Annotated in this window: 23 protein-coding genes; 9 read left to right on the forward strand and 14 right to left on the reverse strand. The window is 71.8% G+C overall.

Annotated features, from left to right (window positions below; translation table 11 throughout):
* Positions 1-7 precede the first annotated feature (7 nt).
* From GA0070619_RS04300 to GA0070619_RS04345, 10 genes are all read right to left on the reverse strand, one after another.
* Positions 8-928: a DNA-3-methyladenine glycosylase family protein gene (locus GA0070619_RS04300; RefSeq protein WP_088946859.1), complete on the reverse strand. Its 921-nt coding sequence runs from the start codon at positions 926-928 to the stop codon at positions 8-10.
* Between the two features lie 131 nt (positions 929-1,059).
* Complete coding sequence (locus GA0070619_RS04305) at positions 1,060-1,707, reverse strand: hypothetical protein (protein ID WP_088946860.1); 648 nt, start codon at positions 1,705-1,707, stop codon at positions 1,060-1,062.
* A gap of 203 nt (positions 1,708-1,910) precedes the next feature.
* On the reverse strand, positions 1,911-2,687 hold the full coding sequence (locus tag GA0070619_RS04310) for an anti-sigma factor family protein (protein WP_088946861.1): 777 nt from the start codon (positions 2,685-2,687) through the stop codon (positions 1,911-1,913).
* The gene (locus tag GA0070619_RS04315) at positions 2,684-3,376 is read right to left on the reverse strand and encodes a sigma-70 family RNA polymerase sigma factor (RefSeq protein WP_088951545.1); all 693 of its coding nucleotides are present in this window, start codon (positions 3,374-3,376) and stop codon (positions 2,684-2,686) included. Before GA0070619_RS04315 ends, GA0070619_RS04310 begins: the two co-directional genes overlap by 4 nt.
* A 127-nt stretch (positions 3,377-3,503) precedes the next feature.
* Entirely contained in the window at positions 3,504-4,361 is an 858-nt protein-coding gene (locus tag GA0070619_RS04320) for a spermidine synthase (protein WP_088946862.1), read from the reverse strand.
* 15 nt (positions 4,362-4,376) lie between these two features.
* Positions 4,377-5,336 (reverse strand): hypothetical protein, encoded by a 960-nt coding sequence (locus GA0070619_RS04325; protein ID WP_088946863.1) that lies wholly within the window; start codon positions 5,334-5,336, stop codon positions 4,377-4,379.
* 55 nt (positions 5,337-5,391) lie between these two features.
* The gene (locus tag GA0070619_RS04330; protein ID WP_088946864.1) at positions 5,392-7,866 is read right to left on the reverse strand and encodes an AAA family ATPase; all 2,475 of its coding nucleotides are present in this window, start codon (positions 7,864-7,866) and stop codon (positions 5,392-5,394) included.
* On the reverse strand, positions 7,866-9,014 hold the full coding sequence (locus GA0070619_RS04335; RefSeq protein ID WP_088946865.1) for an exonuclease SbcCD subunit D: 1,149 nt from the start codon (positions 9,012-9,014) through the stop codon (positions 7,866-7,868). Before GA0070619_RS04335 ends, GA0070619_RS04330 begins: the two co-directional genes overlap by 1 nt.
* 19 nt (positions 9,015-9,033) lie before the next feature.
* Positions 9,034-10,788: an ATP-binding protein gene (locus GA0070619_RS04340; RefSeq protein ID WP_088946866.1), complete on the reverse strand. Its 1,755-nt coding sequence runs from the start codon at positions 10,786-10,788 to the stop codon at positions 9,034-9,036.
* 148 nt (positions 10,789-10,936) lie between these two features.
* On the reverse strand, positions 10,937-11,683 hold the full coding sequence (locus GA0070619_RS04345; protein WP_088946867.1) for a pyrimidine reductase family protein: 747 nt from the start codon (positions 11,681-11,683) through the stop codon (positions 10,937-10,939).
* A 150-nt stretch (positions 11,684-11,833) separates the two neighbouring features.
* On the opposite strand from GA0070619_RS04345, the gene GA0070619_RS04350 reads away from it, so the two are divergent.
* The 6 genes from GA0070619_RS04350 (at position 11,834) to GA0070619_RS04375 (ending at position 18,394) form a co-directional block, all read left to right on the forward strand.
* On the forward strand, positions 11,834-12,397 hold the full coding sequence (locus tag GA0070619_RS04350; protein WP_088946868.1) for a plasmid pRiA4b ORF-3 family protein: 564 nt from the start codon (positions 11,834-11,836) through the stop codon (positions 12,395-12,397).
* A 226-nt stretch (positions 12,398-12,623) separates the two neighbouring features.
* Positions 12,624-13,913, forward strand: a complete 1,290-nt coding sequence (locus GA0070619_RS04355; RefSeq protein WP_088946869.1) for an ABC transporter substrate-binding protein — start codon at positions 12,624-12,626, stop codon at positions 13,911-13,913.
* Between the two features lie 109 nt (positions 13,914-14,022).
* Positions 14,023-14,994 carry a carbohydrate ABC transporter permease gene (locus tag GA0070619_RS04360; RefSeq protein WP_088946870.1) on the forward strand — a complete coding sequence of 324 codons (972 nt, stop codon included), beginning with the start codon at positions 14,023-14,025 and terminating at the stop codon, positions 14,992-14,994.
* A gap of 10 nt (positions 14,995-15,004) precedes the next feature.
* On the forward strand, positions 15,005-15,847 hold the full coding sequence (locus GA0070619_RS04365) for a carbohydrate ABC transporter permease (protein WP_088946871.1): 843 nt from the start codon (positions 15,005-15,007) through the stop codon (positions 15,845-15,847).
* The gene (locus GA0070619_RS04370; RefSeq protein WP_088946872.1) at positions 15,844-17,265 is read left to right on the forward strand and encodes a GH1 family beta-glucosidase; all 1,422 of its coding nucleotides are present in this window, start codon (positions 15,844-15,846) and stop codon (positions 17,263-17,265) included. The genes GA0070619_RS04365 and GA0070619_RS04370 overlap by 4 nt, the downstream gene beginning before the upstream one ends.
* Before the next feature lie 82 nt (positions 17,266-17,347).
* Positions 17,348-18,394 carry a LacI family DNA-binding transcriptional regulator gene (locus GA0070619_RS04375; RefSeq protein ID WP_088946873.1) on the forward strand — a complete coding sequence of 349 codons (1,047 nt, stop codon included), beginning with the start codon at positions 17,348-17,350 and terminating at the stop codon, positions 18,392-18,394.
* A gap of 29 nt (positions 18,395-18,423) precedes the next feature.
* On the opposite strand, the gene GA0070619_RS04380 is transcribed toward GA0070619_RS04375, so the two are convergent.
* Together GA0070619_RS04380 and GA0070619_RS04385 are read right to left on the reverse strand one after the other, a co-directional pair.
* On the reverse strand, positions 18,424-19,635 hold the full coding sequence (locus tag GA0070619_RS04380) for an acyl-CoA dehydrogenase family protein (RefSeq protein WP_088946874.1): 1,212 nt from the start codon (positions 19,633-19,635) through the stop codon (positions 18,424-18,426).
* Positions 19,635-20,714 (reverse strand): phosphotransferase family protein, encoded by a 1,080-nt coding sequence (locus GA0070619_RS04385; RefSeq protein WP_088946875.1) that lies wholly within the window; start codon positions 20,712-20,714, stop codon positions 19,635-19,637. The genes GA0070619_RS04380 and GA0070619_RS04385 overlap by 1 nt, the downstream gene beginning before the upstream one ends.
* Positions 20,715-20,863: 149 nt before the next feature.
* Between GA0070619_RS04385 and GA0070619_RS04390 the strand changes: the two genes are divergently transcribed.
* The 3 genes from GA0070619_RS04390 to GA0070619_RS04400 all read left to right on the forward strand — a co-directional run bounded on the left by GA0070619_RS04390 (position 20,864) and on the right by GA0070619_RS04400 (position 23,817).
* Positions 20,864-21,565: an ACT domain-containing protein gene (locus tag GA0070619_RS04390; protein ID WP_088946876.1), complete on the forward strand. Its 702-nt coding sequence runs from the start codon at positions 20,864-20,866 to the stop codon at positions 21,563-21,565.
* Positions 21,566-21,626: 61 nt separating this feature from the next.
* Positions 21,627-22,586 (forward strand): hypothetical protein, encoded by a 960-nt coding sequence (locus tag GA0070619_RS04395; protein ID WP_157743897.1) that lies wholly within the window; start codon positions 21,627-21,629, stop codon positions 22,584-22,586.
* A gap of 166 nt (positions 22,587-22,752) precedes the next feature.
* On the forward strand, positions 22,753-23,817 hold the full coding sequence (locus GA0070619_RS04400) for a GNAT family N-acetyltransferase (protein ID WP_088946878.1): 1,065 nt from the start codon (positions 22,753-22,755) through the stop codon (positions 23,815-23,817).
* Between the two features lie 11 nt (positions 23,818-23,828).
* Here the strand turns inward: GA0070619_RS04400 and GA0070619_RS04405 are convergent, their stop codons facing one another.
* Both GA0070619_RS04405 and GA0070619_RS04410 read right to left on the reverse strand, forming a co-directional pair.
* The gene (locus GA0070619_RS04405) at positions 23,829-24,227 is read right to left on the reverse strand and encodes a VOC family protein (protein WP_088946879.1); all 399 of its coding nucleotides are present in this window, start codon (positions 24,225-24,227) and stop codon (positions 23,829-23,831) included.
* 67 nt (positions 24,228-24,294) lie between these two features.
* Positions 24,295-25,860: an aldehyde dehydrogenase family protein gene (locus tag GA0070619_RS04410; RefSeq protein ID WP_088946880.1), complete on the reverse strand. Its 1,566-nt coding sequence runs from the start codon at positions 25,858-25,860 to the stop codon at positions 24,295-24,297.
* Between the last annotated feature and the right edge of the window lie 257 nt (positions 25,861-26,117).

Consider the following 26,117-nt stretch of genomic DNA (forward strand, 5'->3'; position numbering starts at 1 on the left):
GCGAGGCTCAGTAACCCGCGAACGAGCGGATCGGGGCGCGCGGGCCGTACTTCGGCGCGCGGATGCCGGCGGCCTCCAGGAGCAGGCAGACCCGGCCCCGGTGACCCCGGAACGGCTCCAGCAGGGCCAACATCCGGGCATCGTCGCCCCTCGGCTCGCCGGCGAGCGCCCAGGCGACAGTGTTCGGGATGTGGAAGTCGCCGACGCTGACCGCGTCCGGGTCCCCGTACGCGATCCGGACCACCTCGGCGGCCGTCCACGGCCCGATGCCGGGAATTGCGGTCAGCCGGCGGGTGGCGTCGGCGGCGTCTGTGCTGCGCTCCAGGCGGTCGGCGAGCGCCGCGGCGCGACGGAGCGTGTCGGCTCTGCGCTGTTCCACCCCGAACGGGTGGAACACCCAGTACGGGGCCGCGGCCACGGTGGCGGCCTCGGGCGGCAGGAGCAGCGGCTGCAACGGGCCGGGAGCCGGCTCCCGGAAGTGCCGCACCATCGCCGAGTACGCCCGGTAGGCCTCCTTGCCGGTGACCTTCTGCTCGAAGACCGCGCGCAGGAGTCGGGGGAAGACCTCCCCGGTGGCGGGCATCCGGAGGCCCCGGTGCTCCCGGGCCAGCCGGGCGACCAGCGGGTGCGCCGCTGCCAGTTCGGTGAAGCCGGTCAGGTCGTCGCGCAGCCCGGCGATCGCGTCGGCGCGGGCGAGGACGTGCTCGGCGCCCGGCCCGTAGCCCTCCGCGAGCAACTCGCCGCCGGCGGCGCGCAGGGCCAGGGTGGCCGGGCCGTCCGGGGTGCGGGTGGCCCACCAGAAGGTGCCGGCGGCGACCCGCGCGCACGGGTCGTACGGGCTGAAGGTGAGTGCGCGCACAGAAGCCGCCAGCCGATAACCGACCGGAGGGCGCAACACCCTGCTCGCGGCGGGTTCGGTGTCGGTCACGCCGCCAACTCTGCCACGTACGGGCGGGACGTCGGCACCACCGGTGTGCCGACGTCCCGCCCGTACAACTGGTGGCCGGCCGCGCCCTCCCCGGCGACGACCGACCACCGCGTCCTGGTGGTGTGCCTGGCTCAGTACGAGTAGCCCGAGCCTCCGGCGTCGTTCGAGCCGCTGTCCGCCGGCGGTGCGACCGCCTTCGGCGTGGAGGTGGGCAGGCAGCTGAGGTTCTTCTTGCCGTCCGGCTGGACCACGAACCAGGTGCCACCAACGGCCTGGCCCTTCCACTGGCCGGGCTTCTTGTCGCCGATGTAGCGGTACACGGGCCAGCCGCCGACGGTGAGCTGACGGGTGCCGTCCTGGCGGGTCACGCTGCTGACCTTGTCGTCGGAGACGCCGGTGAGCTGCGGGTTGCCGTCGGTCAGCGCCGGGGGCCACACCTCGGCGCACTTGTCGACGCAGTTCGACGACGGCGGGTCGGCGGTGTCCTTGTCGAAGCGGTACAGGATCCAACCGTCCTGGTCGGTGACCACCTTGCCCATCCGGGCGACGCTCTTGCCGACCAACTTCTCGGTCAGGTCCACGTTCGCGGGCGGCGCGTCGGCGGCGGGCGCCTCCGCGGACGCCGAAGCCTCGGGTACAACCGACGCGGTGGGCTCGGCCGCGGCGACGGCGACCGGCTCGGCCGCGCTCGAGTTCGCCCCGTCGTAACCTGCGGGAGCGCAGGCCGTTAGTGCGACCATCGCGCTCGCGACGATGACGGTCCGCTTCATCTGTGCCACGTGCCCTCCTCATTCTTGGCAGTTCACCCATAGGTACGGGAAGTGGGCTGTCAAGGTTGAAGTAGTAACAGTGGTCAATTTCACGTTCTTTGATTGAACCGATCGGGGCAGCGATACGTACGCCCCCGCAAGGGAAACTCCCCACAAACGACAGATCGGCGCCGGTCATTGTGACAATGACCGGCGCCGAAGCGTACGCGCGACTACAGGGGGACCGTGACCAGCGGACTCGCCACACCATTGGCGTCGATCGACTGCACCTGGAGCTGTTTGATGTCACTCACCAGCGCGGACGTCGAGGCACTCAACTCAAGACCCTGCGGGCGGGTGTTGGTGCCGTAACCACCCTCCGGCACCGACCAGGTCGAAATCACCTCGGGGTCGGCGTTCTTGCGCACCACCACCAGCCGGCAGACGCGCGGGCCGGGCAGCTTCCGCAGGCTGAAATTGATCCGGGTGCCGTACTCCCGCTTGACCAGGAACACTGTCGTCTGCACGCCCGTGGTCGGGTCGGTCGCGTCGACCTGGTCGCCCTCCTCCTCCGTGCCGCCCACACCAGGGCCGCTCGGCGGAGCAGTCGGCCCGCTGGTCTGCGGGTCGATCGGTGCGTTCGACGTCGGACCGGCCACCGGGGTCGAGCCGCTGTCGGTCACGCTGACGAACCCGTACCCGCTCAGTCCGCCGAAGACCACCACCGCAGCGGCCGTCGCCAACATCTGCCGGAACCGGGTACGCCGACGATCGGCCCGGACCGCGCCCAGCGTCCGGTTCAACAACGCCGGATCGGTCGCTGTCTGCTCCAGCGCCATCATCGTCTCGCCGTCGATGTCGGAGAGCAGCCCGACCACCGGCACCATCGTCTCTAACTCCGCCGCACACGCCCAGCAGGTCGCGAGATGCTCCTCGAACCGCTCGGTATCCTGCTCGTCGAGCACACCGAGCGCGTACGCCGCGACGTCCATGTGGTCCGGCCGGCTCATTCTGTCACCCCCCGCTCCTGCAGAGCCGTGCGCAGCGCGCGCAGCGCGTAGTAGACCCTCGACTTGGCGGTGCCGAGCGGCAGCCCCAACTCCTCGGCGGCCTCCGGGACCGTCCGCCCCCGGAAGTACGTCGAGATCAGAATTTCCCGGTGCGACTGACTGAGCGTACGCAGCGCGTCCGCCACCGTCATCGTGCGCAACACCCGGTCGGTGCTGTCCGCCTCGGCGAACGCGGTGAGGTCCCGGTCGTACGTCTCCGGTGGCCGGGCCTCCTGGCTGCGGTGCTCGTCGATGGCGATCCGACGGGCCACCGTGACGAGCCACGGCCGCAGCGAGCCCTGCCCCTGCGTGCCGAGGCGGTGCGCGTTGCGCCAGGCCCGCAGCAGCGTCTCCTGGACGATGTCCTCCGCACGCTGCCGATCCCCCCCGGTGAGACGCATCACGAACATCAGCAGCGGACCGGCGTGCTCGGCGTAGAGCTGACGGATCAACTGGTCGGAATGGCTGGCCTCGGTTGTCGTCGCCTGATGGCGCCCGGGCGCCGGTCGCGGCGTCACCGGACCATTCTGGCGAGACGTCGCGTGCGCGTCGACCCCCCGAGCAGGGGGCGTCGGCCGCGACGAGGACCGCGCCGACAACCAGTCCGCGCGTACCGCGTCACCATGCCAACCGGCCGCCACCGCATGCATGCAGACCTCCGGGATGTCCGTCACCAACGCCGGCCCACGAGGTGGGCCGCCCGGTGGTACGCGCCAGCGCCCCGAACGGATCAACAAACCGCGAAAAAAAAGTTCTGCGTCGCTGCCGGGTGGGCGGTCAGCGGCGGACCGAGAACAGCCCCGGAGGCGGGGGATCGGAGCCGGTCGCGTCGGCGTCCCGCACCACCTGCGCTCCACCGACGAAGCGGTCCAGGTCGTCGCCGGCCACCACCCGACCCGGAAACCAGTCACCGGCCGCGCGCCGGGTCAGCTCCGGCACCGGCGGTGTGACCCGCCCGGCGACCAGCACCAGATTGCCGTACCGGCGGCCACGCAACACCGCCGCGTCGCCCACCAGACAGGCCTGCGGCAGCACCGAGCGGACCGTGGCGACCTGCGCCCGGGCGTGCCGCAGCGGTGGGCCGTCGGCCAGGTTCGCCAGATACCAACCCGCGGGGCGCAACACCCGGGCCACCTCCGCCGCGTACTCCACGGACGTGAGATGAGCCGGGGTACGGGCACCGGCGAACACGTCGGCGACCACCACGTCGTAGCTGGCGTCGCGGGTGGATGTCAACACCGCCCGCGCGTCCTCCACCCGCACCCGCAGCCGGGTGTCGGACGGCCACGGCAACGCCCGACGGACCAGCTCCACCAACGCGCCGTCCACCTCGGACACCCGCTGGGTAGACCCGGGACGGGTTGCGGAGACGTACCGGGGAAGGGTCAGGGCCCCACCGCCCAGATGCAGCACCCGCAGCGGCTCACCGGCGGGCGCGATCAGGTCCAGCGCGGCGGCCAGCCGTCGCACGTACTCGAATTCCAGGTGGGTGGGGTCGGTCAGGTCGACATGCGACTGCGGCGCGCCGTCCAGCAGCAGGGTCCACGAGCCCGCCCGGTCCGGATCCGGAACGAGCTCGGCCTGCCCGGTGTCGACCTGCTCGACCACCCGGTCAGCCGCCCGTTTACGTCCCATCGTGATCAGCCCCGTCTACCGCGCGGCGCGAGCCGCGGCGGTCAACGCGCGGTGCAGCAGTCGGGAGTCGCCGAGCAGGGCACGCAGTCGGCGTTCCAGACCGGCGATCGGGATCAGGTTCTGCGGAGCGCGGGGATCCTTGTACGGGGTGGAGGCGAAACGCGGCAGGGTGACCAGCGACAGGTCGGCCAGCTCGATCGCCGCCTCGACGGGCAGATCGGCCGAGCACTCCACCCGGACGATGCCCGCCCACGGCGCACCGACCGCCACCGGCAACCGCAGATACCACGACCAGCCACCCCAGGCGGTGCCGAGCCGGAACACCGGCGAGCGCTCACCCGACGCCATACCGGTCACCACCGCGGTCAGCCGGGCATCCAGGTACTGGCTGTGCTGCGTCTTGATGTAACCCAGTGTGCGCGGCAACTGCCGGCGGCTCCGCAACGGGCCGTCCACCACCAGCAGGTCACCGTCGACCCGGGCGGCGTCGGACACCGCCACCTCCAGCGCGGTCAGCGGGCCCTGCACCGCGGCCGGCAACTTCGCCAGCTCACCGGTGCCACCCACCCGGTGCACCGGATAGCGGATCGCACCCGCCACCACGTCCTGCGCCGACGGGCTCGCGGTGAACAGACCCCGGCCAACCCGGGTGCCGGCCAACTGCGCCGCACCCCGGCCCAGGTCGCACCGGACCACCCCGGCAGCGTACGAGGCGGCCAACCCGGGAAACGACACGCCGTCGGTCTCGGCCGTCCAGATGCTCGCGTCGATCCGGCGAACCCCGTCGACCAGCAGCACCACGTCGGGCGCCCGCACCCCCGCCCGCACCCCGATCGCCCGCCAGTCGACAGCGGGCACCTCGGCGTCCGCGTCGACCTGCGCGCTGCTCGGCGCGGCCGGCCCGGCAGCGGACGCCTCGAACGACGCCCCGTACGCCGGATCCCACGAGTCGACGAAGAACGCGGCGTCGCTCACCGAGCTGGCCCTTCGTTCGCGACTGCGGGGCTCCGCTGCGCTGCACTCCTCGCGCTCACCGGCCCGTCCGCTCTATGCGCGCCGAACGCGCGTCCTTGCGCACCTCGAACCGGACCGGGATCCGCTCGGCCAGCGCCGGCACGTGGGTGACCACGCCGACCATCCGGTCACCCCGGGCGGCCAGGTTTTCCAGAGTGGCGGCCACCGTGTCCAGGGTGGCCGCGTCGAGCGTGCCGAAGCCCTCGTCCAGGACGATCGACTCCAGGCTGGCCGCCGTGGTCGACATCCCGGCAAGCTGCTCGGAGAGCGCCAGGGCCAGCGCCAACGACGCCTGGAACGTCTCACCCCCGGAGAGGGTGCGAACGCCCCGGCGCAGCCCCGCGTCGTGGTGGTCGACCACCACGAACTCGCCCTTGTCGTGCACCAGCTCGTACTGGCCGGAGGACAGCTCCCGCAGGATCCCCGACGCGCCGTCGACCAGCAGGTCCAACGCCTCCGCCAGCAACCACCGCTCGAAGTTGTTGGCCCGCAGGTGCCCGGCGAGCGCCCGCGCCACCTGCGCCTCCCGCTCGTGCCCGGCACGCTGCTCGCGCAGCGTCCCGGCCTGCTCCCGGCGCTCCCGCAGCCGGCGGAGGTCGGCGTCGGCCCGCTCCACCGCGACGGTCGCGGCGTGCACCGGGTCGTCGCCGACCGGCACGTCGGCGTCGGCGAAGATGCCGGCGATGCGCCGCCGCACCGTGTCAGCCACCGACTCGGCCTCGGCGACGGCGACCGCCCGGCTCGCCCGATCTTCGCGGCGGCGGTCGGCCTCGGTCGTCGCCCAACCGGTCAACGCGGCCCACGCGGCGGCCACATCGTCCCGATCGGTCGCCGGCGGGCCGAACCGCGCCAACCCGTCGCGGGACGTGTCGAAGGCCCGCCAGGCCGCCCGCAGCCGCTCCTCGGCGGCATCCACCCCGGCCCGGGCCTGACGTGCGGCCTCGCGGCCGGCCCGCACCGCTGTCGCCGCCTCCTCCAGGGCGCGCCGCAACCGGGCGTGCTCGGCCAACTCCCGGCGCAACACGGCCGGCTCCGCAGCCCCGGCGAGCTGCCCGTCCAGCTCGGCCAGCCGGGAGTCCACCTGCTCCTGCCGGGCCCGCGCCTGAACCAGCAGGCGCTCCAGGTCACGCGCCGCCTCGTCCCGCTGCCGCACCGCGGTCTGCGCGGCCTTGGTCGCGGCCCGCGCCGCCTTGCCCGCCGCCGTCGCGGCCGCCACCGCCGAATCGGCCGGCACCGCCGGCACCTGCGCCACCGGCTGCTCGCAGACCGGGCAGGGCGCGCCGGCATGCAGGTGCACCCGCAGACTGACCGCCAGGTCGGTGGCCTTCGCCTCCTCGTGCGCCCGGAAGGCCGCCTCCAGGTCGGCCTCGGCCTGCTCGGCCTCCGCGCGGGCCACCGCCAGCGCGGCCACCGCCGTGGCATGCTCGTCGCTCGCCGCGCGCACCGCCGCCCGGACCGTGTCGGCCTCAGCGGACAGCCGGTCCCGATCGTCGTACGCCCGCAGCAGCAGCCGCGCCGCGCTCTCGTCGCCAGCGCCGGCCAGCTCCCCGCGCAGCTTCTCCTCGCGCTCCTCGGCCAACGACACGCCCGTCGCCGCGGCCTCGGCGTCGGCCCGCGCCGCAGTCACCGCGCGTGCCACCTCGGCCACCCCGCGCGGCGCGCGGATCCCGGTCAGCACGGACAACTCGTCGTCGAGAGCGGTCAGCGCCGCCGCCGCCTCGCGCGCGGTCGTCCGGGCCGCCGCCAGCTCCGGCACCGCGGCCGTCACCGCTGCCGCCAGCTCGGCCATCCGCTCGACCCGGGCCTCGGCCTCGGCCAACGCCTCGTCGTCCACGCCGGTGAGCCCGGCGAGCACCTGGTCGACCGCGTCGAGTCGGGCGTCCGCCTGCGCGGCACGCGCCGTCGCCTTCTTCTGCACGTCCTCGTAGACGCCGAGGCCCAGCAGGTTGACCAGGATCTGCTGCCGCGTCGCCGGCTTGGCGTGCAGGAAATCGGCGAACTGCCCCTGCGGCAGCACCACACAGCTGGTGAACTGCTCGTACGGCAGCCCCACCGCCTCCAGCACCGCCTGCTCCATCTCGGCGGGGGTGCCGGCCACCACCTCACCGAGGTCGTCCGGGCTCAACCCGGTGTCCAGTTTGGTCACGTCGAAGCCGGCTGGCATCAGCTGCAACCCGGCGTTCGCGGTCTTCACGTTGCCCCGGCCGTCCCGCCGGACCACCCGGGTCGCCACGTAGCGGGCCCCGCCGGACTCGAAGACCAGCCGCACCCGGGCCTCGGTCGCCGACGGCGCGAGCGCGTTCGCCAGCCCTCGGGCGCCACCCCAGCGGGGGACCATGCCGTAGAGCGCGAAGCAGATAGCGTCCAGCACTGTGGACTTGCCCGAACCGGTCGGGCCGATCAGGGCGAAGAAGTCGGCGTCGGTGAAGTCGACTGTGGTGTCGTCCCGGAAGACCGTGAACCCGGCCATGTCCAAGCGCATCGGACGCATCAGTGCTCGACCTCCTCGAAGAGCTCGTCGAAGAGTTCCTGCACGCCCTCGTCGGCGTGGCCCCGGCTGTCCAGGTAGTCGGCGAACAACTCCCGCGGCGAACGCCCCGAGCGCTGCGCGATGCGGGCACCGCTGCCCGGCGCGGCCAGCAGCTCCGGGTCGATGCGGATCTCCAGCGCCCGGGGGAGCAGCTCCTGCACCTCCTCGCGCAGGCCGGCGCGGGGTTGCTCCCGCACGTACACCCGCAGCCAGGCGTCCGGTGCCTCGATCTCGGCGAGCTGGGCCAGGGTGCCCCGCACCGTCCGCAGCGCGCTCGCCGCCGTCACCGGCACCTCCCGCACCCGGGCGGCGGTGCTGGCCGTCACCTCGACAATCGTCACCGAGGGGACGTTCTCCTGCTCACCGAAGTCGACAGCGAGCGGGCTGCCGCTGTAGCGCACCGGGCAGGGGCCGATGACCCGCTGCGCCCGGTGCAGGTGGCCCAGCGCCACATAGTGCGCGGTGGCCGGGAAGACGGTGGCCGGGACGGCGTAGCCCAGCACCGTGTGCGCGTCGCGTTCGCCGCCACCGGTGGTCGCGCCGGTCACCGTCACGTGCGCGGTGACCAGGTGCACCCGGTCCGGTTCGGTGAACCCCTCGGTCAGTCGCCCGAGCACCCGGCCCAGGTGGTCGGCGTACGTCTGGTTGGTCTCCGCCGCGGTCAGCTCGTACATCTCCAACGCGCGCACCGCGTACCGCTGGGACAGGAACGGCAGCGCGGCCAGCTGCCACCGCTCTCCGCCGGCGGTGGCGCCGTCGATGACGTGCTCGTCCGGATTTTCCCGCACCCCGCCGCGCAGCGTGATGCCGGCGGCATCGGCCCACGGCCGCAGCGCGTCCAGCGCCGGGCCGTTGTCGTGGTTGCCGCCGATCGCCACCACGTCCGCGCCGGTGCGACGCAGCGCGGTCAGCGCCCGGGTGACCAGACGCGTCGCCTCCGAGGTGGGCGCGGCGGTGTCGTAGAGGTCACCGGCGACGATCACCAGATCCGGCTGCTCGGCACGGGCGATGTCGATCACCCCGGCCAGCACGGCCTTGTGTTCCTCGGCCCGGGACTGCCCCTTGAGCACCTTTCCCACGTGCCAGTCGGAGGTGTGCAGGATCTTCATTGCTGTGGCTGGCCCCTGCCTAGAACGGGATGTCGTCGTCGGTGCTGCCGCCGCCGGAGCCCACCACGGCGAACGGGTCGGCGGACTGGGTGATCGAGCGCAGCGTCTCCGATGGTGCCCGGCCCGCCTCGGAGACCCGGGTGGCCCAGGCCGGGAAGGGGAACTCCAGACAGAGCGGCACCGGGATGTCCGGCTGGTTGACGAACATGGTGCCCGGCTTGGCCAGCAGCGCCCGCTGGCGCTGTGCGGGCGGGAGGAAGCCGTATTCCGGGCGGGACGCCTCGGCCGGGTCGAGCCGGCCGACGACCCGGATCGCCGAGTTGGTGACGATGCGCCGTTCCACCTCGCTCGCCGTCTGCTGCGCGCCGATCAGGATCACCCCGAGCGAGCGGCCCCGCTCGGCGATGTCGAGCAGCACCTCCTTGATCGGCGAGGAGCCCTCCCGGGGGGCGTACTTGTTGAGCTCGTCGAGCACGACGAAGAGCAACGGCTTGGCGGTGCCGGACTTCTCCTTGCGCTCGAACTCGCTCTTCAGCGTCACACCCACCACGAACCGCTGGGCGCGGTCCGGAAGGTTGTGCAGGTCGACGACGGTGACCTGCGCGGACTCGCTGGTGTTGATCGAGTGCGGGCGACGGGTGGCGAGGTCGCCACGGATCAGCCGGGCCAGGTCCTTCTTGCTGCCGATCAACCGCCGGGCGAACGCGTTGACGGTGCCCAGACCGACCGCGCTGCCCGCCCAGTCGGAGCGGGTCTCGTCGTCGTTGAGCTGGTCGACGATGTGGTCGACCAGGTCGCCGTAGGAGCCGAGCCGGACCCCGTCGATGCTCACCCCGCCGTCGGCCGGCTGGGCGTAGCGGGCCAGGTGCGCGGTCACCGAGTGGACCACCATCGTGTACTGCTGGCGCTCGTCGTCGGCGTCGGCGAAGACGTACGGCAGGAGACGGTCGGCGCAGAACTCGTCCAGCGTCCAGTAGAACGCGTCCACCCCGGTGAGCCGGCTGCTCACATCCGGCGTGCCGGCCGCGTCACCGACCCGGGGCGGGGCGTAGACCCGCACGTCGGGGAAGGCGCCGGCGCTCAACCCGAGCTTCGCGTACGCCGCGCGGGTCGGATCGTCGAGGCGGGTGTTGGGATGGTCCAGGAAGAGCAGGTCCTCACCCTTGACGTTGAAGATCAGCGCCTTGGCGTTGACCGCGTCGCCGCCCAGCACCCCGGAGCGGAACACCGAGTAGAGCAGGAAGGTCGCGAAGCTGGTCTTGGTGGCCACCCCGGAGATGCCGGAGATCGAGACGTGTGCGCCGCGGCTGCCGTCGAGGAAGTCGGCGTTGAGATAGACCGGGACGCCGTCCCGACCCATCCCCATCGGGATGCGCCGTTCCATCCGGTCGAAGTGCAGCGCGCGCGCCCGGGCGTCGCCCTCGGCCCGGTGCACCACCGCGCCGGGGGTCGGCGGCACGTACAGCTCCGGATCGACCCGGGTGGTGGTGACCTCGGCGGCCTCCTGCACCTGCGCGGGCAGTGTGCCGTCGGCGATGGCGAACACGTCGGACTCGAACTGGGCGCCCTCGTGTCGAGCGCGGACCTGGGTGACCACGCCGGCGATCGTCACCGGCTCCCGGTCCGGCAGCTCCCGTCGGGTGACCACGACGTCGTCGAGCTGGAGATAGCTGCCGGGTGCCACGGCCGTCCAGAACTGCAACGGGGTGGCGTCGGCGGTGCCCAGCACCCGCCCGACCACCTCGCCCGGGCTGTCGAGGTCGGCGTCGGTCATCGGGCGACTCGGGTCGGTCGGGCAGCACGGTCGGGAACCATGAGGTGCATCCTGCCCGAGGAGTACGACAGGTCGCCACGCGACGCGGCGGACGACACCATGCGCCGTCACACCCGCGACGGTGGGTGTGTGGCCGGACGACGGCCCGTTACGGGCGGGCGTGGCGGAGCAGGAGGACGCCGTCCTCGGCGGCGAGCACGTGCCGCAGTGGCAGGTGCCGGGGCGGTGCGGCCTCGCCGGCGGTGATCCGGCCCGGGCCGGGCCCGGCGAGCAGCGGCGCGACGGTGAGGCACAGCTCGTCCACCAGGTCGGCGGCGGTGAGCGCGCCGAGCAGGTGCGGGCCGCCCTCGCAGAGCAGTTGGGTCAGCCCGCGTCGGTGCAGTTCGGTGAGGCCGGCGGCCAGGTCAACCCGCCCGGTGCCGCAGCGCAGCAGGTCGGCGACGTCCGTCAGGCCGGGCGGTGGCTCGGCGTCGGCGTGGGTGAGCACGATCGGACGGGTCGGCGCGTCGGCGAAGGCGGCCTGCGCCGGATCGAGGTCGAGTGAACCGGAGACGACCACCAGCGTCGGATACTCGGCCAGCCCGTGCTCGCGTCGCCAGGCGCGACGGCGCTCGTCGAGGCGGACCGCCCGGTATCCCTCGTGGCGCAGCGTGCCGGCGGCCACCACCAGCGCGTCGCAGACCATCCGCAGCACGCCGAACACCCGCTTGTCCGGCTGGCCGGACAGCCCTGCGGAATAGCCGTCCAGGGTGACCGCGCCGTCCAGGCTGGCGACGAAGTTGACCCGCAGTCGGGGCTCGTCGGCGCGGCCGTAGAGCGTGGTCAGCGCGGCGTCGTCGAGTTGTTGCGTCGAAGGCTCGGGCCAGAGCCGTCGGATCGGAATTCCGACGCTCATTCGCCGGCCGGACCAGTGACGGGAGGGGTCGGTTCGGCGGTACGGTGCTGGCAGTCGCACCAGTTCCGGCCCGGGCAGTCGTCGTGTCGCCGGGCCCGGCACGCTCGGCAGATCATGCTCGCAGCCTAAGCCGCGGGAGGACAGGACAGCATGCCGCGTCAGATCTTCCAGCTGAAGATGTCCCTCGCCGGCGTCCGCCCGCCGGTGTGGCGCCGGGTGCTCGTGCCGGCCGGCTACACGCTGGACCGGCTGCACCGGGTGGTGCAGCACGCGATGGGTTGGCGGGACTGCCACCTGCACTCGTTCGAGATCGACGCCGTGCAGTACGGCGACCCCGACCCGGACGGCGAGTTGGCGCTGCACGACGAGCTGGACGTGCGGCTGGACGCGGTGCTCGGCAAGGGCAGCCGGTTCTCCTACACGTACGACTTCGGTGACTGGTGGGAGCACGACCTGGTCGTGGAGGACGCGCTGACCGCCGACCCCGACGAGCGGTACCCGGTCTGCCTGGACGGTGAGCGGGCCTGCCCACCGGAGGGCGTCGGCGGGCCGCTGGGCTACGGGGCGCTCCTGGTCGCGTTGGCCGACGAGGACGATCCGGTCGGGCCGGTCGATCCACGGCACGCGACGCTGCGCGACTGGGCGGGCTCCACCTTCGACCCGTCCCGCTTCGATCCGGACCAGACCACCACCCTGCTCCGCCGCTTCTGCTGAAGCTCCGCCGGTCCGAGGCGGAGTTTGCGAGGCGGAGTTGCCAGGTGAGCTGAGCGGTAACGATCTGGGAACGCTCCCATCGCCCTATTGACACTCCCGTTACCTGTCGGCAATCTCATGGGAGCGCTCCCGAGGGTGGCATGGGTCACTGACGCATCCCCGGCCAGGCGTGATGAGCACCCCACCACACACATCCAGCCTCACCACCGGAAAGAGGGGTCAGCGAATGAGTGTCACCACGCGGCGTACCCGCCTGGCGGCCGCTGCCCTGGCCGCGATCACCGCTATCGGCGGTCTCGCAGCCTGCGGCAACGACGACGACAAGCCGGCGGCCGGCGAGAAGCCAGCCAAGCTGGTCGTCGACACCTTCGGCGAGATGGGCTACGACGAGCTCGTCAAGCAGTACGAGAAGGACACCGGCATCAAGGTCGAGCTGCGCAAGACCGCGCAGCTCGCCGAGTACCGGCCGAAGCTGGTCCGCTACCTGGCCACCGGCAAGGGTGCGGCGGACGTCACCGCCCTGGAAGAGGGCATCCTCAACGAGTTCAAGCCCAACGCGCGCAACTGGGCCGATCTCACCCCGCTGGTTGCCGACCACTCGAAGGAATACCTGCCCTGGAAGTGGGAGCTGGGCAAGGCGCCCGACGGCCGGCTGATCGGCCTGCCGACCGACGTCGGTAGTCTCGCCGTCTGCTACCGCAAGGACCTGTTCCAGGCTGCCGGCCTGCCCACCGAGCGCGACCAGGTGTCGGCGCTCTGGTCGGACTGGAACGGCTTCCACGAGGCCGGCCGGAAGTACAAGCAGGGCAGCGGCGGCAAGGCGTTCATCGACTCGATCACCGCCGTCTCCAACGGCGTGATGTTCCAGGGCAACGGTGACCTGTTCTACGACAAGGAAGACAACATCATCGCGGACACCAGCCCCGCGGTGAAGAACGCCTGGGACACCGCCACCTCGATGGCGGACATCTCCGCCAAGGCGCAGACCTGGTCGCCGGAGTGGTCCGGTGGCTTCAAGCAGGGCACCTTCGCGGCGACCTTCTGCCCGTCCTGGATGCTCGGCATCGTCACGGAGAACTCCGGTCCGGCCAACAAGGGCAAGTGGGACGTGGCGTCCGTGCCGGGCGGCGGCGGTAACTGGGGCGGCTCGTGGCTCGCGGTTCCGGCGCAGAGCAAGTACCCGAAGGAGGCGGCGAAGCTCGCCGAGTACCTGACCAACGCGAAGAGCCAGGTGGAGGCCTTCAAGGCCAAGGGCCCGCTGCCCACCAACCTGGAGGCGCTGAAGAACGACGCGTTCATCAGCTACACCAACGAGTACTTCAGCAACGCGCCGACCGGCAAGATCTTCGGGGAGAGCGTCGCCAAGATCCAGCCGACCCACCTGGGCCCGAAGCACCAGGCGATCAAGGAGAACGCACTCGAGCCGGCCCTGCGGGCGTTCGAGAGCGGGCAGGCCGACAAGGCGAAGGCCTGGGAGCAGTTCACGAAGGACGCCAAGACTCAGGGTGCCTTCTGAGTGATTCCCTGCCGGTGGCGTTCGGGGCTTCCCGGACGCCACCGGCCGGTCCCCTCCGCGTAGCGCCCTGCGCGAGGGCCCCCGGGCCTCGCCGGAAAAGGAAATTCGCATGAGCCTGTCGGCCACGACGGCACCGCCGTCGCCAGCAGCACCGCCTTCTCCCGATCTCCCTTCCCGGCAGCGCCGGGGAAGGCTACTCAACCGCCTCGATGTCAAGTACTCGCCGTACCTCTACATCGCCCCGTTCTTCCTGATCTTCGGTGCGTTCGGGCTGTACCCGATGGTGCGTACCGCCTGGATGTCTCTGCACGACTGGGACATGATCGGCGATCACTCGTTCATCGGCTTCGACAACTACACCCGGCTGTTCTCCGACGAGTACTTCTGGAACGCGCTGGTCAACACGTTCGGCATCTTCGCCATGTCGACCATCCCGCAGCTGTTGCTCGCCCTCTTCCTGGCGAACCTGCTCAACCGGACCTTCCTGCGCGCCAAGACCTTCTTCCGGATGGCCATCTTCATGCCGAACGTGGTGTCGGTGGCCGCGGTCGCGATCGTCTTCGGGATGCTGTTCCAGCGGGAGTTCGGCCTGTTCAACTGGCTGCTCAGTTTCGTCGGTGTCGACCCGGTCGACTGGGACGGGCAGCGGTGGAGCTCGTGGTTCGCCATCTCATCGATGGTCAACTGGCGGTGGACCGGTTACAACACCCTGATCCTGCTCGCCGGCATGCAGGCGATCCCGAAGGACCTCTACGAGGCTGCGGAGATCGACGGCGCCGGCCCGTGGCGGCAGTTCTGGCAGATCACCCTGCCCATGCTCAAGCCCACCTTCACCTTCGTGGTCATCCTGTCCACGATCGGCGGCATGCAGCTCTTCACCGAGCCGCTGCTCTTCGCCAACGGCAACATTCTCGGCGGCAGCCAGCGGGAGTTCCAGACGCTGGCCATGTACATGTACGAGATGGGCATCGCGAACCTGAACACCGCCGGCTACGGAGCCGCGGTCGCCTGGGCCATCTTCATGATCATCGTCGTGGTGTCGCTGGTCAACTTCCTACTCGTCCGCCGCTCGGCGAAGTGAGGAGAGATCGATGATCTCGGCTTCCCAGCGCCTGTGGCGCACCAGCCCGCTGACCTACGTGGCGCTCATCCTGGCGGCACTGCTGTCGATCTACCCGTTCTACTACATGCTGGTGATCGGCAGTCGCAGCCTGGACAACATCAACGACGTGCCGCCGCCGCTCACCCCGGGCGGGGCGTTCGGTGACAACTTCGGGCGAGTGCTCGACAACGACGCCGCCAACTTCCTCACCGGCATGATGAACTCGATCATCGTCTCCTCGGTGGTCACCCTGTCGGTGGTGCTCACCGGTTCACTGGCCGGGTTCGCCTTCGCCAAGCTGAAGTTCCGGGGCAGCAACGCTCTTCTGCTGGCGATCATCGTCACCATGATGATCCCGACCCAGATGGGCCTCATCCCGCTCTGGTCCATGATGCAGGACCTGGGGTGGTACGACACCCTCTACGCGGTCACCGTGCCGTTCCTGGTCAGCGCCTTCGGCGTGTTCATGATGCGGCAGTACGCCAGCCAGGCCATCTCCGACGAGCTGATCGAGGCCGGCCGCGTCGACGGGGCGAGCACGTTCCGGATCTACTGGAGCATCGTGCTGCCCGCGCTACGTCCCGCCGCCGGCGTGCTCGGTCTGCTGACCTTCATGGAGACCTGGAACTCGTTCATCTGGCCGTACGCCATCCTCACCCCGGAGAACCCGACCCTCCAGGTCTCGCTCTCCTTCCTCTCGTACGCCTACTACACCGACTACTCCCAGGTGTTCGCCGCCACGGCGATCGGCACCATCCCCCTCGTGCTCGTCTTTCTCGTGTTCGGCCGCCAGATCATCGGCGGGATCATGGAAGGTGCCGTCAAGTCGTGAGCAACCCCGCCAGCCCACCCGCCGTCGACGTCCTCGACGAGCGCCCCGGGCTGACCTTTCCACCCGGATTCCTCTGGGGGGCCGCGACTGCGGCGTACCAGATCGAGGGGGCGGCGGCCGTGGACGGCCGCACTCCGTCGATCTGGGACACCTTCAGCCACACCGAGGGTCGGGTCGTCGCCGGGCACACCGGGGACGTCGCGTGCGACCACTACCACCGGCTCGGCGACGACGTCGCGCTGATGGCGGAGCTCGGCCTCAAGTCGTACCGTTTCTCGGTCTCCTGGCCCCGGGTGCAGCCCGGCGGCACGGGCGCGGCCAACCCGCAGGGCCTGGACTTCTACCGGCGGCTGGTCGACGAACTGTTGGCCAACGGCATCGAGCCGTGGCTCACCCTGTACCACTGGGACCTGCCGCAGCCGCTGGAAGATGCCGGCGGCTGGCCGGCCCGGGACACCGCGGCCCGCTTCGCCGACTACACGACGCTGCTGGCCGACGCGCTCGGTGACCGGGTGCGTTACTGGACCACGCTGAACGAGCCGTGGTGCTCCGCGTTCCTCGGCTACGGCTCCGGTGTGCACGCCCCCGGCCGCACCAACGGGGCGGACGCGGTTCGCGCCGGGCACCACCTGATGCTCGGTCACGGCCTGTCCGTGCAGGCGTTGCGGGCTGCCCGGCCGACCGCCGAGGTGGGCGTGACCGTCAACCTCTACCCGGTCGACCCGGCCAGCGACACCCCTGCTGACTCCGACGCCGCCCGGCGGATCGACGGGCTGGCCAACCGGTTCTTCCTGGACCCGCTGCTGCGCGGGTCGTACCCGGAGGACCTGGTGGCCGACCTGCGTACGGTGACCGACTTCGGCCACGTGCGCGACGGCGACCTGGCGACCATCTCCACGCCGCTGGACCTGGTCGGGGTCAACTACTACAGCCGGCACGTGGTCGCCGCATCGACCGAGGGTGTCGCGACCGACAGTGCTCCCTCGTGCTGGCCGGGCAGCGAGGACGTACGGTTCGTCACCCGGGGCGTCCCGGTCACCGACATGGGCTGGGAGATCGACGCCCCGGGCCTGACCGAGACGCTGCGGCGGGTGCACGACTACACCGACCTGCCGCTCTACGTCACCGAGAACGGGTCCGCGTTCGTCGACTCGGTGGTCGACGGGGAGGTCGACGACGTCGACCGGCTGGCCTACTTCGACGCGCATCTGCGCGCCGCGCACGAGGCGATCAACGACGGAGTTCCCCTGCGGGGATACTTTGCCTGGTCGTTGATGGATAATTTCGAATGGGCCTGGGGTTACACCAAGCGGTTCGGCATGATCCACGTCGACTACGACAGCCAGGCCCGCACCCCCAAGTCCAGCGCCAAGTGGTACGCCTCGGTGATCCGGCGCAACGGTCTGGCCGCACAATAGGCTCGGGCCAGCCATCAGGACGGTCCTGGCGTCCACCTCCCGCAGGTGGCGCCGGGTCCGTCCGCCGTCGGAGGAGCAGACGATGACAACGCAGCGCACCCGGTCGCTCGGGCGCCCGACCCTCGACGCGGTCGCGGCGCGTGCCGGCGTCGGCCGGGGCACGGTCTCCCGCGTGGTCAACGGCTCGCCCCAGGTCAGCCCGGAGGCCCGGGCCGCGGTCCAACAGGCCATCGCCGAGCTGGGGTACGTGCCGAACCGGGCTGCCCGTGCGCTCGTCACCCAGCGCACCGACTCCGTCGCCCTGGTGGTGTCCGAGTCCGGCGAGCGGGTCTTCACCGAGCCGTTCTTCGCCTCGATCGTGCGGGGCATCAGCTCCGCGCTGCTGGAGACGCCGATGCAGCTCTGGCTGGCCATGGCGCAGTCGCCGGTCGAGCGGGAGCGGGTCGAGCACCACCTGACCAACCAGCACGTCGACGGCGTACTGCTGCTGTCGTTGCACGACTCCGACCCGCTGCCGACGCTGCTGGAGGAGCGCGGCCTGCCCGCCGTGCTCGGCGGTCGGCCCGCCCGGATGCTGCAACCCGGCGCCCAGCCGGCCTGGTTCGTCGACGTGGACAACGTTGGCGGGGCTCGGCAGGCGGTGGAATACCTGACCGGGTTGGGGCGCCGACGCATCGGCACCATCGCCGGGCCACAGGACATGGGCGCCGGCCTGGCCCGCCTGGCCGGCTACACCGAGGCGGTCAAGGCCACCGGGGGCGGCGTCAACCCCGACCTGATCGCGTACGGCGACTTCAGCGAGGGCAGCGGCGCGGCCGCCATGCGCCGGCTACTGGACTCCTGCCCGGACCTGGACGCGGTCTTCGTGGCGTCCGACCTCATGGCGTTCGGCGCGCTGCGTACCCTGCGCGAGGCCGGCCGGCGCGTGCCCGAGGACGTCGCGGTGATCGGCTTCGACGACGCGACGATCGCCAAACAGGCCGAGCCGCCGCTGACCACCGTCTTCCAACCGGTGGAGGAGATGGGTCGACAGATGGCCCGCCTGCTGGTCGCCCGCATCCGAGGCGACGACCTCCCGGCCCCGCACATCCTCCTGGACACCCAGCTGATCCACCGCGCCAGCGCCTGACCCCGACCTCGGGGGCGGCGCTGGGCGGGTTACGGGGCCCAGCGGCGGAGTTCCCGCTTGGCGAGGGAGTTGCGGTGGACCTCGTCGGGGCCGTCGGCCAGGCGCAGGGTGCGGGTCTGCGCCCACAGGGCGGCCAGTGGCGTGTCCTGGCTGACGCCGGCGCCGCCGTACCCCTGGATGGCCTTGTCGATCACCCACTCCGCCATCGCCGGGGTGCCGATCTTGATGGCCTGGATCTCGGTGTGCGCGCCCTTGTTGCCGACGGTGTCCATCAGCCAGGCCGTCTTGAGCACCAGCAACCGGGCCTGCTCGATGCGCACCCGTGACTCGGCGATCCACTCCCGGACCACGCCCTGCTCGGCCAGCGGTCGGCCGAACGCGACCCGCTCGAGCGCCCGCTTGCAGAGCAGTTCCAATGCCCGCTCAGCCATTCCGATCAATCGCATGCAGTGGTGGATCCGGCCGGGACCCAGCCGGGCCTGGGCGATGGCGAAGCCGGTGCCCTCGGCGCCGATCAGGTTCTCCGCGGGCACCCGGACATCGGTGAAGTCGATCTCGGCGTGCCCACCGTGTGAGCCGTCGGTGTAGCCGAAGACGCTCATGCCCCGACGGACGTTCACCCCGGGGGTGTCCCGGGGGACCAGCACCATGCTCTGCTGGCGGTGCCGGTCGGCGTCCGGGTCGGTCTTGCCCATCACGATGAAGATCTCGCAGCGCGGGTCCATCGCGCCGGACGACCACCACTTGCGCCCGTTGATCACGTACTCGTCGCCGTCGCGGGTGATCCGGGTGGCGATGTTGGTGGCGTCGGAGGATGCCACGTCCGGCTCGGTCATGCAGAACGCGGAACGGATCTCGCCCTCCAGCAGCGGCATCAGCCAGCGCTTCTGCTGCGCTTCCGAGCCGAACTCGGCCAGCAGCTCCATGTTGCCGGTGTCCGGTGCCGCGCAGTTGACCGCCTCCGGCGCCAGGTGCGGGCTGCGCCCGGTCAACTCGGCCAGCGGCGCGTACTGGAGGTTGGTCAGGCCGGCGCCGTAGCGCGGGTCGGGGAGGAACAGGTTCCACAGGCCGCGTTTGCGGGCCTCCGCCTTCAGCTCGGCCAACACCGGGGTACGCGACCACGGGTCACCGGTGGCGACCTGCTCGGCGTGCACGGCCTCGGCCGGGTAGACGTGCTCGGTCAGGAATCGGGTCAGCTCGCCGCGTAGTTCCTCGGTCCGGCTGTCGTATGAGAAGTCCATCACCGCTCCCTGGCGGCGGTCAGCCCGTGTGCGACCAGCGGTGCCACCATCTCGCCGATCCGGTCGAAGCCCTCGCCGAGCGTCTGCCCGAGCGTGTGGCGGTAGTGGATGCCCTCGCAGATGACCGCGAGCTTGAAACAGCCGAGTGCCACGTGCCAGTGCAGCGGCCCGACGTCCACGTCGCTGCGCCCCGCGTACCGGTCGATCAGCTCGGCGCCGGTGGGGAAGCCGGCGCGCGGCCCGAGCCCGTCGGCGACCGGGTTGCCGTCGGCCGTGTCGCTGCCGCCGAGCACCTCCCAGTACGTCAGGAGCAGCCCCAGATCGGCGAGGGGGTCGCCGAGGGTGGCCATCTCCCAGTCGAGGACGGCGTGCACGGCCACCGGGTCGGCCGAGGCGAGAAGATTGTCCAGTCGGTAGTCGCCGTGCACGATCCGGCCGGCGTTCGCGCCCTCCGGGGCGGTGGCCGCCAGCAGGTCACGCAGCTCGTCGATGCCGGGCAGATCACGGCTGCGCGAGCGGTCGAGCTGCCCACCCCAGCGGCGGACCTGCCGGGCCAGGTAGCCCTCCGGGCGGCCGAAGTCGCTCAGCCCCACCGAGGACGGCTCGACGCTGTGCAGCGCGGCGAGAGTGTCCATCATCGCCATGGCGAGGGCGCGGCGTCGCTCGTCGCCCAGCGGGTCGGTCTGTGCGCGGGTGCGGAACACCTCACCGGGCATCCGCTCCATGAGGTAGAACGGCGCGCCGATCACCTCCGGGTCGGTGCAGAGCAGCAGCGCGCCGGGCACCGGCACCTCGGTCGGCGCCAGCGCCGAGATGACCCGGAACTCCCGGGCCATGTCGTGCGCGGTCGCCAGCACGTGCCCCAGCGGCGGGCGGCGCAGCACGACCTCCCGGTCGCCGAGTCGCAGCAGGTAGGTGAGGTTGGACTTGCCGCCCGCGATCAGGTTGGCGCGCAGTGGCCCGACGGCCAACTCGGGTCGGTGCTGGGCCAGATAGTCGGCGAGTCGGTCCAGGGCGAGCCCGGTGGGGGAGCCTGGGACGGCCTCCGGCCGCAACGCATCGATGGCCGGATCACTCATCCGACTAGTTGATGGCAGCCGGTTCACGTTGTCAATATGAGATTTTCCGCTCGGGACATGCCTTTGCAACAGGGACGAAATGGTCAACGACCAGGCTGGGGCCAGCCTGCCGGTCGCACTCTGCCGGCCCGCCGAGCGGAGGGACAGACATGTTGCTGCGAGTTCGGGTCACCCTGCCGGACCGTCCAGGCACGCTCGGCCAGGTCGCCCGCACGCTGGGCGTCTCCGGCGCGGACATCGTCCAGGTGGTGGTCCTCGAACGCCTCGGCGGGCGCGCGGTGGACGACTTCACGGTGGTGTGGCCGGGCGCGGCGCGGGTGGAGCGGCTGCTGGCCGGTCTCGCGGCGATCCCCGGCGTGCGGGTGGACGGCGTGTGGCGGGCGATCGGCGCGCCCACCACCACCGGGCAGGACGCGGAGCTGCTGGCGCAGGTCGCGGCCAACCCGGCCGACGGGCTCGCCACCCTGGTCGACGCGGTTCCCGGGCTGCTGGCAGCCGACTGGGCCGTCGCCGCCGTGGTGCCTGTCGACTGGGCCTCGCGGACCGGGGGCGGCGGGGCGACCGTGGGGCACGCGAGCTGGCGTGCACCCGTACCCCTGCGGTTGCCGGAGGTGACCCCGCTGCGCGGTCGGTCGATGACCACGCCCGACGGCACGCACCACGCGGTCGCGCCGTTCGGACGGGCGGGCCTGGTGCTGGTGGTGGCCCGCGAGCACAGCGAGACCCTCTCCGCCGCCGCGTTCCACAGCACCGAGGTGGATCGTCTCACCCAGCTCGTCCGGGCCTGCGCGGTGATCCTCGGTGACCGGCTCGACCTGGTCGGCGCGCCCCCGGTGGTCGCCAGCCCCTGAGTCGCTACGGTCGGGAGACCGGTGGTCCGCGGGTCCGAAATCGTTGATCTAGTCTCGTCAAATGGACTCGTCTCCTGCGTCAGCGGGCAAGCGTCGTGCCGGCACCCAGATGGAACCCACCTACGCCGACTTCGGCACCGAGCCGCCGCGCCTCGGGAACGTCACCATCACCGGCGTCCACCGGTCCTCGGCCCAGCGCGATCACCTGGCCCTCCACTCCGGCGGCTCCGTCGAACTGGAGTTCGACGTGCCCGACCCGACCATCGTCCGCGAGGCGTGCGTCACCCTCGTGGCGCTCGCGTCGATGCTCTCCGGGGGGCCCGGACACGCCCCGCTCACCGTTCGCCTCAACGGCAGGTCGCTGGCCGACCGGCTGCGGATCCCGAACGGCGGTGGACTCCCGCAACGGCTGGTCTTCGCGGTCCCGGCCGAGGAACTGGTGGCCGGCCGGAACACGGTGCGGATCGAGAGCGGTAACGACGCCCGGAGCATGTTGTGGTTGTACCGGGTGACGGTCGACCCGATGAACGCCCACGATCAGGCGGGCCTGGCCCTCGTCCGACAGGCGGTCGCCGAGCCGGTGCTGCGGTACGCGAGTGACGTCGGCGAGGTCACCATCTTCGTCGACCGCGGCGAGCAGGCTGTCCTCGACCAGGTGGCGTGGGCGGATGCGTCCGGCGCCGAGTACGCGATGATGTTCGAGCAGCAGCAGGCCGCCTTCTACGGCTGGAGCCGACAGCCGGGTGAGCGGCCGCGGGAGTTCCGCGGCCGGCTGATCGAGCGCGGCTCGGTGGCCCGGAATGCTCAGCACTTCACCACCGAGGACGGCTGGGGCGGTGGGTGGCACCGCTCCGGTGACCTGCGGGTCGCGGTGGGTGTGCCCGGCCACCCGGTCACCAGGCTGAGCTGGCGCGACCTCCGGGGCAACAACGGCACAGTCGCCTTCGGCGACGGCGGCTTCCTGGGGACCTACCAGCGGGTCGGCGAGGGCCCCATCGGCTACCGCGGCCGCCCGGCATAGGGCGATCCGGTCCGCCGCACGGTCTGGCTCTGCCGGTGGTGTCCAGCGGGACACCAGCCGTCAGGTGCCCCTACCCGACCCGATTCCTGAGCGAAACCCGTGACCGCCGAGCAACAGGGCGGCAACAGCGGGGGACGAGGCTGACACCCGGGGAAGGGAGGCAGCCATGACGTTGTGGCGGATCAGGGCCACCGTGGACGACCGGCCGGGTTACCTGTCGGTGCTCACGGCGAGCCTCGCGTTGCGCGGGGTCAACATCCTCACCGTGCAGGTGCAGCCCACCGAGCAGGGCGCGGTGGACGATTTCCTGGTCGACGCGCCGGACGCGCTGGACGAGGCCGGGCTGATCGCCGCCGTCGAGCGGGGTCGGGGCCGGGACTGCTGGGTGGCGCGCAGCGAGGCGCGCGGCCTGGCCGACCAGCCGACCCGGGTGCTCGGGCTGGCCAACCGGCTGGTGCGTGACCCGGACGCGACGGGCGCGGCGCTGCGCACCCTGCTCGGTGCCGACTCGGTCAGCTGGCGACCCGCGTCGACCGGCGTCGAACGGGGGATCACCGGCGCCACCATGCTGCTGGCCGACCCGGCGGGCGGTTCGTTCTCGCTGCGCCGGGTCGCGCCCGCCTTCACCCCGGCGGAGTACGCCCGGGCGCAGGCCCTGGTCGAGCTGGCCGCCACGGTGGTCCGTCGGGCGGCCGAGCAGATCACCCTGGTGCTGCCCGACGGTGCCGAGGTTGCCGTGCGGCCCGCCTGCGCGGACGATCTGTCCGGTGTCGTGGAGCTGCACGAGGGGTGCTCGCCGCGCAGCCGGCACCGGCGTTACCTGGGCGGGGCGGGGTTGCCGCAGCCGGCCCGGCTGCGTCGGCTGCTGGAGCCGAGCCGAGGGCTGACCCTGGTGGCCACGGCCACCGGCGCCGACGGCGAGGCGGAGTCGCTGGTCGCCCTGGCGAACCTGCTCGGCGAGGGTGACGAGGCCGAGGTGGCGCTGCTGGTGCGCGACGACTGGCAGCGGCGGGGGCTCGGCTCAGCGCTGCTGCGCCGGCTGGCCCAGCATGCCGACCGATCCGGGTACGCGGCGCTGGTGCTGCACGTCCAGGCCGACAACGCCCCGATGTTGCGGACGCTGCGCCGGCTGAACCGGTCCAGCTCGGCGGAGCGCGACGGCACCCTGCTCACCCTCACCGTCCCGCTCGCCGCGGACCGGAAGGGCACCCTCTCGACGCCTGGTTCGTAGGGCGGGCCCTGTCACCGCGCGGGGCGTTCCCGGCGGCCGGACACACAGAACCGGTTGCCCTCCGGGTCGGCGAGCACGACGTACGGGGGTTCGGTCGGGTGCGGGTCGGTGGGGTAGTGGCGCCAGTCCACCCGTTGGGCGCCGAGCGCGAGCAACCTGTCGAGTTCCTCGTCGAGGCTGCGCTCGCCGGCGTCCAGGTCCAGGTGGAGGCGGGGAAAATCCTGCACCGGGCTTTCGCTCAGGTCCATCGCGATCGCCATGCCCGGCGCGCCTGGCTGGGGCTCCAGCACGATCCACTCGTCGCCGTCGAATCGCGGTGCCCGGCGACGGTAGTCGAGGGCCGCAGCCCAGAACCTCGCCGCCCGTTCGGCGTCGGACACACCCAGGGAGAGCTGCTCGATCGTCGCCATCTCGCGACGGTACGCCGCCGGCCCCCTGTCGCACGCGCTGGGCGTCGACAGGGGGCCGGCGCCGACCTCAGGTGGCGGGGTAGCTGTTGTAGTCGGGGAAGTTGCCGTAGAGACGGCTGTCGCCGCCCACGGTGACCGCCTGCACCAGCAGGTCGCCGCCGACGAACGCGCCCTTCCAGGAGGCGCCCCGGCCGCCGAACGGCTCGTCCCGGTCACCCCGTGAGCGCGGCTTGTTGATGCCCACCTTGAACGCCTGGAGGTCCACCGCGAGCTTGCTGGCCTCGTCGGTGTCGTCGCAGGCCAGGGAGGCGACCAGTGCCCCGTTGGAGGCGTTCATCGCGGCCAGCAGCTCGTCGGTGGTGTCCACCACGACGATCGTGTCGACCGGCCCGAACGGCTCGGCGTGCATCAGCCGGGACCGGCCGGGCGGGGCGAGCAGCACCGACGGTGCCACGTACGCCGAGGTGTCCTGCCCGGGCAGGAACGGCGCGCCGTTGAGCTTGCCCCGGTGCAGCGGCACCGCTCCGCCGCGGACCGCCTCGTCGACCTTTCGGTGCAGCTCGTCGGCCTTGGCCGCGCTGATCAGCGGCCCGAAGTCCAGCTCGGGCAGCGGGTCTCCCGCGGCCCAGTCGTCGCCGACGGCGAGCGGGTGACCGAAGCGCACCGAGCGGACGACGGGCAGGTACATGTCGAGGAACTCGTCGACCAGGTCACGTTGCACCACGAACCGGGGGTACGCGGTGCAGCGCTGCTTGCCGTACTCGAAGCCCTTCTTCAGGTGGGCGGCGAGCAGGTCCCACTGGGAGAAGTTCCAGATGCCCCAGGCGTTGAGGCCCTCCTGCTCGATGAAGTGCCGCTTGTCGGTGTCGAGCAGCGCGGCCGCGACCTTGCCGCCGTTGGAGCGTCCGCCGACGAACGCGACGGCACCGATCTCGGGTGCGCGAACCAGCACCTCGGACAACTCCTCGCCACCGCCGCTGACGAGGGTCGCGGGCAGGCCGGCGCGGCGCATCAGCGCGTGTGCGACGGTCAGGCAGACGGCGCCGCCCTGGGACGGGGTCTTGGCGATGACCGCGTTGCCGGCCAGCAGCTGCACCAGCTCGGCGTGCACGAGGACGCTCATCGGGTAGTTCCACGACGCGATGTTGCTGACCGGGCCGGGCAGCGGCTCGCGACCGCCGGCGAGCATCCGGTCGATCTCGTCCGCGTACCAGCGGACGCCGTCGAGCGCGCGGTCCACGTCGGCGCAGGCGAGCCGCCAGGGCTTGCCGATCTCCCAGACCAGCAGCATGGCGAGCAGGTCGCGGTGGGCGGTGAGCGAGTCCAGTGCGTCGGCGACGCGGGCCTTGCGGTCGGCGAGCGGGGTCCGGGCCCAGGTCCGGTGCTCGGCGGCGGCGTGCAGGACCGCGGCGCGGGCGGTGTCGGCGTCGAGCCGGCGCAGGTTGATGACGACGGTGTTGTCCACCGGGGTGCGGACGGGGGCGGGCTGACCGGTGGCCCGCCATTCGCCCTCGACCAGGTTGTGCAGGGTGGTGACGCCGTCCACCTCGGCTCCGAACGCTTCTCCGGTGGCGGCCACCGCGCGGGCCAGGACGTCGGACCAGGCGGTGCCGTCGGCGAGTCGTAGTGCCATCGCTTCTCCTCAGGGTCGACCGGGGAGCGGCGGCGTCGATGACACCGCTGATGAGCCGTACTGTCTCGCGGCGGGTAGCGGGTCGGCAACAGTACGTCTGTCTTTCTGGGGTGTTGAACCGTACGCCGGGGGCACCCCGCGACGAGTCCCTCAGCCGCAGCGCGGGTTGACAAGGAAAAAACATTGATGAACATCGATTATGTGATGTGTTCCTCGCAATGTGGTGTGGTGCACTGTCCACACTGCCGAGACGGGGC

This window comes from Micromonospora zamorensis (genome assembly GCF_900090275.1).
Classification (GTDB): Bacteria; Actinomycetota; Actinomycetes; order Mycobacteriales; family Micromonosporaceae; genus Micromonospora; species Micromonospora zamorensis.